We start from the raw sequence: 8,484 nt of genomic DNA, 5'->3' as shown, positions 1-8,484 counted from the left end.
CAGCAAGGTAAGTGGCCATGCCCGCATGCAGGGGGCTATTGCCGGGGGCGATGCCAAGGCTGCCGGGGTGGTCGTAAAACAGGGCGATTCTGTCGAAAAAGCGCAAGTTGTGCTGGATTACCTCAGGCAACATCAGCTCGTCGATTTCTGACAACAACCCCGCAGCATCCGACCAGCACCCCACCCACCGGCTAGCAGGATGCCTGAGCAAAAACTAGTTTTGGAGATGCGTGAAATGCAAGAAAGCGCCATTCGCTTCCAGCCGGTACAAAAACTGCGTGAGCTGGTTGCCCGCCGTCAGCCGGGGTATAGCCTGGAGGCCCCGTTCTACAATTCGCAGGAAGTGTTTGATGCCGACATCAAGTACATCTTCCAGCGTCACTGGATTTACGTGGCCGTGTCGTCGGAAATTCCGGAGCCGGGCGACTATGTCACCGTGGAAATCGGCAAGGAACCCATCCTGATCCTGCGTGACGACGACATGCAGATCAAGGCTTTCCACAATGTCTGCCGCCACCGTGGCTCGCGCCTGTGCGCCGATGAAAAAGGCTCGGTGGGCAATCTGGTCTGTCCTTATCACCAGTGGACCTACAACCTGGCCGGCAAGCTGATTTTTGCCGACCACATGCCCGAAGGCTTCGACCTGTCGCATCACAGCCTCAAACCGGTGCATCTGAAGAATCTGGAAGGCCTGCTGTTTGTTTGTCTGGCCGACGAGCCGCCGGCCGACATCGACGTGATGCTGGAGCAGATGGGCCCTTATATCGCCCCGCACCAGATTGAAAACACCAAGGTGGCTGCCCAGATCGACATCATCGAGGCGGGCAACTGGAAGCTGACGATGGAAAACAACCGCGAGTGCTACCACTGCACCGGCAACCATCCCGAGCTCACCATCTCGCTGTATGCCTACAGCTACGGCTTTGCCCCCAAGGCCGAACTGGCTGCGGGTCTGGCCAATTACGAAAACATCGTCAAGGACAGCCATGCGCGCTGGGAGGCCTGTGGCCTGCCGTCGGCCGAAATCGAAAAGCTATCCGACGTGTCTGGCTTCCGCACCATGCGCATGCCGCTGGACCGCAAGGGCCAGTCGCAAACCATGGACACCGGCTCGGCCTGCAAGAAGCTGTTGGGCGACATCAAGGACGCCGATTCGGGTGGCCTGTCGTTCTGGACCCAGCCCAACTCCTGGCACCATTTCATGGCCGACCACATCGTTACCTTCACCGTACTGCCGCTGACCCCGGACACCACCCTGGTGCGCACCAAGTGGCTGGTGCACAAGGACGCGGTGGAAGGCGTGGATTACGACGTGGCCAACCTCACCCGCGTGTGGAATGCCACCAACGGCCAGGACCGCCATCTGGTGGAAGAGTCGCAAGTGGGCGTCAACAGCACCGCCTACCGTCCCGGCCCGTATTCGCCCTATACCGAAGAGCTGGTGGAGAAATTCACCAACTGGTATATCGGCCGCCTGGGGGCAGGGCTGGAACAGGGTTGATCCGGTTTTTCGCGCCGTAAAACGTCGTAAACGGCAGGCTGCCTGGCGCGGCCTGCCACTCTTAGAGCAACAGCCCGCCAACGGGCGATCAGCCAGCTTGCAAAGGAATCGCCATGAGCAGCGTCAACACCCATCCGGATACCCACCCGCAAGCCGCCGACCTGCCCTGGTGGCAGCCGGGCGAAGACAGCACGCTGCAATGCGTGCAGGTGCGTGAGGAAACCCACGACGTCAAAACCTTTGTGTTCCGTGCCGAACCGCCGCGCCGCTTTCATTACCAGCCCGGCCAGTTCATCACGCTGGAGCTGGACATCAACGGTGAAAGCGTCAACCGCTGCTACACCCTGTCCTCCAGCCCCACCCGGCCAGACCGCGTCAGCATCACGGTCAAGCGCATTCCCGGTGGCGTGGTGTCCGGCTGGTTGCATGACACCCTGCGTCCCGGCATGCAGCTGAATGTGCTGGGGCCGTCCGGCGAATTCACCTATGTGCGCCACGCCAGCACGCCCTACCTGTTCTTGTCCGCCGGTAGCGGCATCACGCCGCTGATGTCGATGAGCCGGGCGCTGACCGACCTGGCCAGTGGCGCGGACATCGTGTTTGTCCACAGCGCGCGCTCGCCGCGCGACATCATTTTCCGCAAGGAACTGGCCCAGCTTGCCAGCAGCCATGCCACTTTCAGCCAGGCGATTGTCTGTGAAAACCGCCAGGGCGAACCGGAATGGCCGGGCTTTACCGGCCGGCTGGACGCGGCGCGCCTGCTGCACATGGTGCCCGACCTGATGGCCCGTCAGGTGTTCTGCTGCGGCCCGGCACCCTATATGGCCTCGGTGCGGCAGATGCTGCAGGACTGCGGCTTTGACATGCAGCACTACCACGAAGAGAGCTTCAATTTTGCCGAGCTGGCGGCCGCAGTGCCGGACGCCGCAGTGGACGAAATATCCGCCAGCTGTGAAGGCGGCGGCTTCAATGTGCATTTTGCCAAGATGGGGGATGACCTGTCGGTGGCACCGGGCCAGACCGTGCTGGCCGCTGCGCTGGCCAAGGGCATGCGCCTGCCTGCGTCCTGCACCCGTGGTGTGTGTGGCACCTGCAAGACCAGATTGCTGGAAGGCAAGGTGGACATGCAGCACGAAGGCGGCATCCGCCAGCGCGAGGTAGACCAGGGTTTCTTCCTGCCTTGCTGCAGCAAGCCGCTGAGCGATCTGGTGGTGGACCGCTGATTGTAATCGCTGATTTCCCCTGGGCCTGCTTTCCCCCGGAGCAGGCCTGTCGTGTGGCTCCCTTGATGCCTGTCTGTCCGTTTGGGCACAGGCATTTTTCTTGCTTTATACCTTTTAGCTAGTGGAATTTGCTGCTGTTATGCCATTGGTGCACTGCGTCAGGAAATTCCACTGGAGATGGCGTTTTTTCTCAGCAAAGTATTGCTGTTTTTTTACGACAGGGTCAGAAGGGCAGCTTGTAGCCGCCGGATGGCGCTAAGCAGCTGATTTTGCTGTACAGGGGTGAAGAATTGTCATTTCTCGACCTGATGTCGTTTGCAGGCAGATCAGCGTCGGAATGCGGTTATTTTAAATACCACTAACTCCCTATCGTAATCCTTGATTTACATTAAACATTCTTCGAAATCGTTGGCGGTGGAAGAGGTGGCGGTGCTTGCCGGGTCAGTCTGCAGATCCGGCGATATTCCGGCACAGCTGGCGGGCAACGGCCATGGGGAATACCACACTGCGGTGGCCCGACGGGCACAGGGTTCTGGTTTTGGTCACCGGTAAAAGCCAGCCAGCAATGGCAGGCAGCAATGTTAAAAGGCCCGGAACAGGCACGAAGTATCCGGGTAGACCATATCCCGGCCGGCAGCAGGACTGCCGTGCCGGACACGATGGCAAACCGACTGGCGTACAAGATTTCAGCACTGCCGGACAGCGGTGAATGAAGCAGGCGCAAGTCAGGCCCAGCGTGTGATCGCTACGAAGGAGAAGAGACAATGCAGTCGGCCAAGATAGTGGTGAAGAACCTCTACAAGGTGTTTGGGGGCAAGTCCTCAGACGTCATGCGCATGCTGAAATCCGGCGCGCACAAGGATGAAATCTTCAAGCAGACCGGCAGTGTGGTCGGCGTGAACGATGTGTCGTTTTCTGTGCAGGAAGGGGAAATCTTCGTGCTGATGGGCCTGTCCGGTTCCGGCAAGTCCACCCTTATCCGCCTGATCAACCGCCTGATGGACCCCACCGACGGCCAGATCATCCTGGATGGCCAGGACATCACCAAGTTCAATTACAAGCAGCTGGTGGAATTGCGCCGCCGCGACATGAGCATGGTATTCCAGAGCTTTGCCCTGATGCCGCACCGCTCGGTGCTGGACAATGCGGCATTCGGCCTGGAAATTGCCGGGGTGGATCGCAAGACCCGCGAAGCCCGTGGCATGGAAGTGCTGGAGCAAGTCGGCCTGGCGCCGTTTGCCCACAAATACCCGCACGAACTGTCCGGCGGCATGCAGCAGCGTGTCGGCCTGGTGCGTGCGCTGGCGGTCAACCCCTCGCTGATGCTGATGGACGAAGCCTTTTCGGCACTGGACCCGCTCAAGCGTTCCGAAATGCAGGACATCCTGCTCAAGCTGCAGCGCGAACAGCGCCGCACCATCTTCTTCGTGTCGCACGATCTGGAAGAGGCCCTGCGCATCGGCACCCGCATTGCCATCATGGAAGGCGGCCGCCTGGTGCAGGTGGGCACGCCGCAGGAAATCATCGAAAATCCGGCCGACGACTACGTGCGCAACTTCTTCAAGAGCGTGGATACCTCGCGCTACCTGCAAGCCAAGGACCTGATCGAGGTGAACCATGCGCCGCATGCCGGTCGCCCCGGCCTGCATGTGCCGCCGTCCTGCAGCCTGCCGGATGTATTGCAGCAACTGCTGGGCCAGACCGAACCCCTGCAGGTACGCGACGATCAGGGCCAGTGCCTGGGCCTGATCACGCCCAGCAGCGTGCTGAGCAAGATTTCCCAGCACCGCCTGCAAAGCACCGCCACCCACTGAACCGGACAACAGGCCTACCGTTCCATCCGCTGGCCGCTGCGCCGGGATGGTGCGTGAGCCGCACCGAAGGAGTACGCCGTCATGGCTGATATCAGCACGCAAGACATGTTGCCGATTGGCGACTGGGTCAACAAGATCATTCATTTCATGCTGGACCACAACGCCGGGGCGTTTGACGCCATCGGCAACACCATCGACTGGTTTGCCACCATGGTGGAATTCCTGTTGCTGGGCATTCCGCCGCTGGTGATGGGCGCGATATTTGCTTGTGTAGGTTTCTGGCGGCTGGGCTGGAAATTTGCCCTGTTCGTCTGTGCCGCACTGGGTTTGATCTGGGCGACCGGCTTCTGGGGACAAACCATCGCCACGCTGGCGCTTACCCTGTCGGCCACCTGTGTCAGCCTGCTGCTGGGGGTGCCGGTGGGTATCTGGTGTGCCCGCAACAAGCTGGTGGGCATGCTGGTGCGCCCGGTGCTGGACTTCATGCAAACCATGCCGGCCTTTGTTTACCTGATTCCGGCTGCCATGTTCTTCGGCCTGGGCCGCGTGCCGGGGATTCTGGCCACCGTGGTGTTTGCCGTACCGCCGGCAGTGCGCCTCACCAGCCTGGGCATCCGCATGGTGAACAAGGAGCAAGTGGAAGCCGGTCATGCGTTTGGCTGTACTTCCTGGCAGCTGTTGTTCAAGGTGCAGCTGCCCATCGCGCTGCCTTCCATCATGGCCGGGGTCAACCAGACCATCATGATGGCGCTGTCCATGGTGATCATTGCTTCCATGGTGGGGGCGGGGGGTCTGGGTAACGATGTACTGGCCAGTATCCAGCGGCTGGATGTGGGCCTGGGTTTTGAAAGCGGCCTGGCGGTGGTGTTGCTCGCCATCATCCTGGACCGCATTACCGAGAGTTTTGGCCACACGCCCACCACGCGTGCGGCAGAGCAGGGCAGCTAGACCCTGCCGGTATCAGCAGGCCGGATGGCAACCATCATCCGGCCGATGCAAGACAACACAAAAACCATCCATCACACATCACCTACCGAGGTCACCATGGGTCCGCAACAAATCGCATCGTTGTCGCATATTGGTTTCCTGCTGCTGGACAAGTTTTCCATGATCGCGTTTTCCAACGCCGTGGAACCGCTGCGCATGGCCAATTACCTGTCGCGCAAAAAACTCTACCGCTGGAGCCTGCTGTCGGCTGATGGCCAGCCGGTGGCCGCCAGTAACGGGCTGGAACTCTCTCCCATCACCTCCCCCGAAGCACCGCAGCAATACGACATGCTGATTGTCTGTGGCGGCTGGCAGGTGCGTGACGCGGTGGACGACAAGGTGTTGTCCGTCATCCGCCGCTTTGCTGCCCAGGGCGTGCCGCTGGGTGCCATCTGTACCGGCACTTTCGCGCTGGCCAAGGCCGGGGTACTCAATGGCTACCGCTGTGCCATCCACTGGGAAAACCTGCTGTCCATCAGCGAGGAATTCCCCAAGACCAAGTTCACCTCCGACCTGTTCGTGCTGGACCGCGACCGCTTCACCTGTAGTGGCGGCACGGCGCCGCTGGACTTCATGTGTCACCTGATCCGCCACAAGGGCGGCAAGAGCCTGGCGGCGGATGTGTCCGAGCAGTTCATCGTCGACCGCCTGCGCGACAATGGCGACCGGCAGCACATCCCGCTGCTGGCGCGTATCGGCACCGGCCACGAAACGCTGGTGGACGCGGCGCTGTCGATGGAAAGCAATATCGAAAACCCGCGCTCGCTGGAAAACCTGGCGGACGAACTGGGCGTGTCGCTGCGCCATCTGGAGCGGCTGTTCAAGCGCTATCTGAATACCACGCCCGCGCAGTACTACCTGGACCTGCGCCTGCGCCGCGCGCGCGAATTGCTGCTGCAAACCAATATGAGCGTGATGGAAGTCACCGTGGCCTGTGGTTTCCTGTCCTCATCGCATTTTTCCAAGTCCTACCGTGGCCTGTTCGGCTATCCGCCCAGCCGCGAGCGGCAGCAGTATCTGGTTGATTCTGCAGTCATTGCCTGAGCTGCCGGGCGGCAAAACCGGCAGCCGGCCAGTGCTGTTACTCCTTGCAGCACTGGCCTTTTTTCTACGGCGCATTCGCGCAAGTCAGGGTCGTGCTGGCGCAAGTAGCCCTTGCTGCGCATGGCAATCTTGACCCTGTGCAAGACCTTGGTTTTCCACCTGTTCTCCGCAGCCAGCCCATCGTGCTGGCACGGCAATCCTGTCACCGGGTTGATCAAAACATTTATACGGGAGTGGTGTAATGAAAATTCGCAAGCTGATGCTGGGTTCGGTATTGCTGGCTGCCTGTGGCAGCGCGCTGGCCAATGACCCGGCGCAATGCCGCAATGTCCGTTTCGCCGATGTAGGCTGGACCGATATCGCCGCCACCACCGGCATGGCCAGCGTGGTACTGGAAGGCCTGGGCTACAAGCCGTCCACCACCATTGCCTCGGTGCCCATCACCTTTTCCGGCATCAAGAGCAAGCAGATCGACGTGTTCCTGGGTTACTGGAACCCGTCCATGACCCCGGTGATCGAGCCCTTCGTCAAGGCCGGCCAGATCAAGGTACTGGACACCCCCAACCTGGTGGGTGCCAAGTACACGCTGGCAGTGCCGGACTACGTGGCTGCCGGTGGCCTGAAGGATTTCAAGGACATTGCCAAATTCAAGGACAAGCTGGACGGCAAGATCTACGGCATCGAGCCGGGTAATGACGGCAATCTGCTGATTGACGGCATGATCAAGAAAAACCAGTTCAACCTGGCGGGTTTCAAGATGGTGGAATCCAGTGAGGCCGGCATGCTGGCCGAGGTGGAACGCTCCATCCGCCAGAAAAAGTGGATCGTGTTCCTGGGCTGGGAACCGCACCCGATGAACGTGAAATACAAGATGGCCTACCTGACCGGCGGCGACGATGTGTTCGGCCCCAATCTGGGTGAAGCCAAGGTATTTACCGCCATCAGCCCGGATTACGAAACCCGCTGTCCGAATGTGGGTAAGCTGCTGCATAACCTGCACTTCACCACCACCATCGAAAACCGTGTGATGGGCCCGATCATGGACAAGGTGAAGCCGGAAACCGCCGCGCGTGATTACCTGAAGAAGAACCCGGACATCCTGAAAACCTGGCTGGCCGGTGTCACCACGCTGGATGGCAAGCCGGGCCTGGCTGCAGTGAACAAGGCACTGGGTCACTGATTTAATCGGTAGCGCACCTTTGAAAGCCCCGGCTCTGGTCGGGGCTTTCGCTTGGGGGGCTGGAGTGCAGCTCACCTTGGTGTGATGGCATGGATGCACGGCGCGGAACGCCCCGGTAAGGCCGGGGCTTCCGCCCTACGCGCCGACCCCGTAGAGTGGATGCCCCGAAGGGGCGATCCACCGTGAAATCCTCCCGAGTAAATCCATTTTCCCAGCTGGAAAGCCACCGCACCAACGCGTCCCTTGGGCCCCATCAAGCATGCCGACGGGTGGCCGGGGCGAGGTGTTAAGCGCCTGCCCTGTTTGAGCGATTTGACGTTAGCCAATCGCGAGTTCAGGCGCGCCTCGCTCCGGACGGGACCTGTCGGGTAGCCGCAGGCCATGCTTGTGGGGTGGCCTTGGAGGTGAAGGAGGGCTTGGCCAGACAAGCCCTCTTTCCCGTCCGCCGCGCGGAAGCGGCATGCAAATCATCATCCGCGTCAGCGGATGCTTGTCCTTTGTGCATCAAGAAAACCATCGAAAAGCAAAGACAAAAACAAATCGCGGGTCTCGCCCCGCCGTCGAGGTACTTTACTTTTGCTTCGCCAAAAGAAAGTACCCAAAGAAAAGGCGACCCGCAGCGCGTCGAATTCCCGTCCCAGCCATGCCACTCAGGGCGCGGCCGGAACTTGCGGCACGCTAGCGTCGCGCCGCTGCGGACAGCCGACCGCTTAAGACCCTGAGCGGCACGTCTGT

General features: G+C 60.5%; 6 protein-coding genes. All 6 read left to right on the top strand.

Going from position 1 to position 8,484, the window contains the following annotated elements; genetic code table 11:
* The first annotated feature begins 235 nt into the window (after nt 1-235).
* The 6 genes from AWT75_RS19990 to AWT75_RS19965 all read left to right on the top strand — a co-directional run bounded on the left by AWT75_RS19990 (nt 236) and on the right by AWT75_RS19965 (nt 7,749).
* Nucleotides 236-1,501 carry an aromatic ring-hydroxylating oxygenase subunit alpha gene (locus AWT75_RS19990; RefSeq protein WP_062791470.1) on the top strand — a complete coding sequence of 422 codons (1,266 nt, stop codon included), beginning with the start codon at nt 236-238 and terminating at the stop codon, nt 1,499-1,501.
* Between the two features lie 113 nt (nt 1,502-1,614).
* The gene (locus tag AWT75_RS19985) at nt 1,615-2,724 is read left to right on the top strand and encodes an FAD-binding oxidoreductase (RefSeq protein WP_062791467.1); all 1,110 of its coding nucleotides are present in this window, start codon (nt 1,615-1,617) and stop codon (nt 2,722-2,724) included.
* A 764-nt stretch (nt 2,725-3,488) separates the two neighbouring features.
* Complete coding sequence (locus tag AWT75_RS19980) at nt 3,489-4,538, top strand: quaternary amine ABC transporter ATP-binding protein (protein ID WP_045847919.1); 1,050 nt, start codon at nt 3,489-3,491, stop codon at nt 4,536-4,538.
* Between the two features lie 81 nt (nt 4,539-4,619).
* Nucleotides 4,620-5,486 (top strand): ABC transporter permease, encoded by an 867-nt coding sequence (locus AWT75_RS19975; RefSeq protein ID WP_231588914.1) that lies wholly within the window; start codon nt 4,620-4,622, stop codon nt 5,484-5,486.
* Nucleotides 5,487-5,582: 96 nt separating this feature from the next.
* Nucleotides 5,583-6,569 (top strand): GlxA family transcriptional regulator, encoded by a 987-nt coding sequence (locus AWT75_RS19970; protein WP_045847928.1) that lies wholly within the window; start codon nt 5,583-5,585, stop codon nt 6,567-6,569.
* 241 nt (nt 6,570-6,810) lie between these two features.
* Nucleotides 6,811-7,749 (top strand): choline ABC transporter substrate-binding protein, encoded by a 939-nt coding sequence (locus AWT75_RS19965; protein ID WP_045847918.1) that lies wholly within the window; start codon nt 6,811-6,813, stop codon nt 7,747-7,749.
* Nucleotides 7,750-8,484: the final 735 nt, after the last annotated feature.

The organism is Aquitalea pelogenes, assembly GCF_001515305.1.
Taxonomy (GTDB): Bacteria; Pseudomonadota; Gammaproteobacteria; order Burkholderiales; family Chromobacteriaceae; genus Aquitalea; species Aquitalea pelogenes.
This window is presented reverse-complemented; position numbering and strand designations above follow the sequence as displayed.

Bases quoted from the DNA above. Each gene is read 5' to 3' on its own strand.
- AWT75_RS19990 (WP_062791470.1), top strand. From the start codon at position 236: ATGCAAGAAAGCGCCATTCGCTTCCAGCCGGTACAAAAACTGCGTGAG.
- AWT75_RS19985 (WP_062791467.1), top strand. From the start codon at position 1,615: ATGAGCAGCGTCAACACCCATCCGGATACCCACCCGCAAGCCGCCGAC.
- AWT75_RS19980 (WP_045847919.1), top strand. From the start codon at position 3,489: ATGCAGTCGGCCAAGATAGTGGTGAAGAACCTCTACAAGGTGTTTGGG.
- AWT75_RS19975 (WP_231588914.1), top strand. From the start codon at position 4,620: ATGGCTGATATCAGCACGCAAGACATGTTGCCGATTGGCGACTGGGTC.
- AWT75_RS19970 (WP_045847928.1), top strand. From the start codon at position 5,583: ATGGGTCCGCAACAAATCGCATCGTTGTCGCATATTGGTTTCCTGCTG.
- AWT75_RS19965 (WP_045847918.1), top strand. From the start codon at position 6,811: ATGAAAATTCGCAAGCTGATGCTGGGTTCGGTATTGCTGGCTGCCTGT.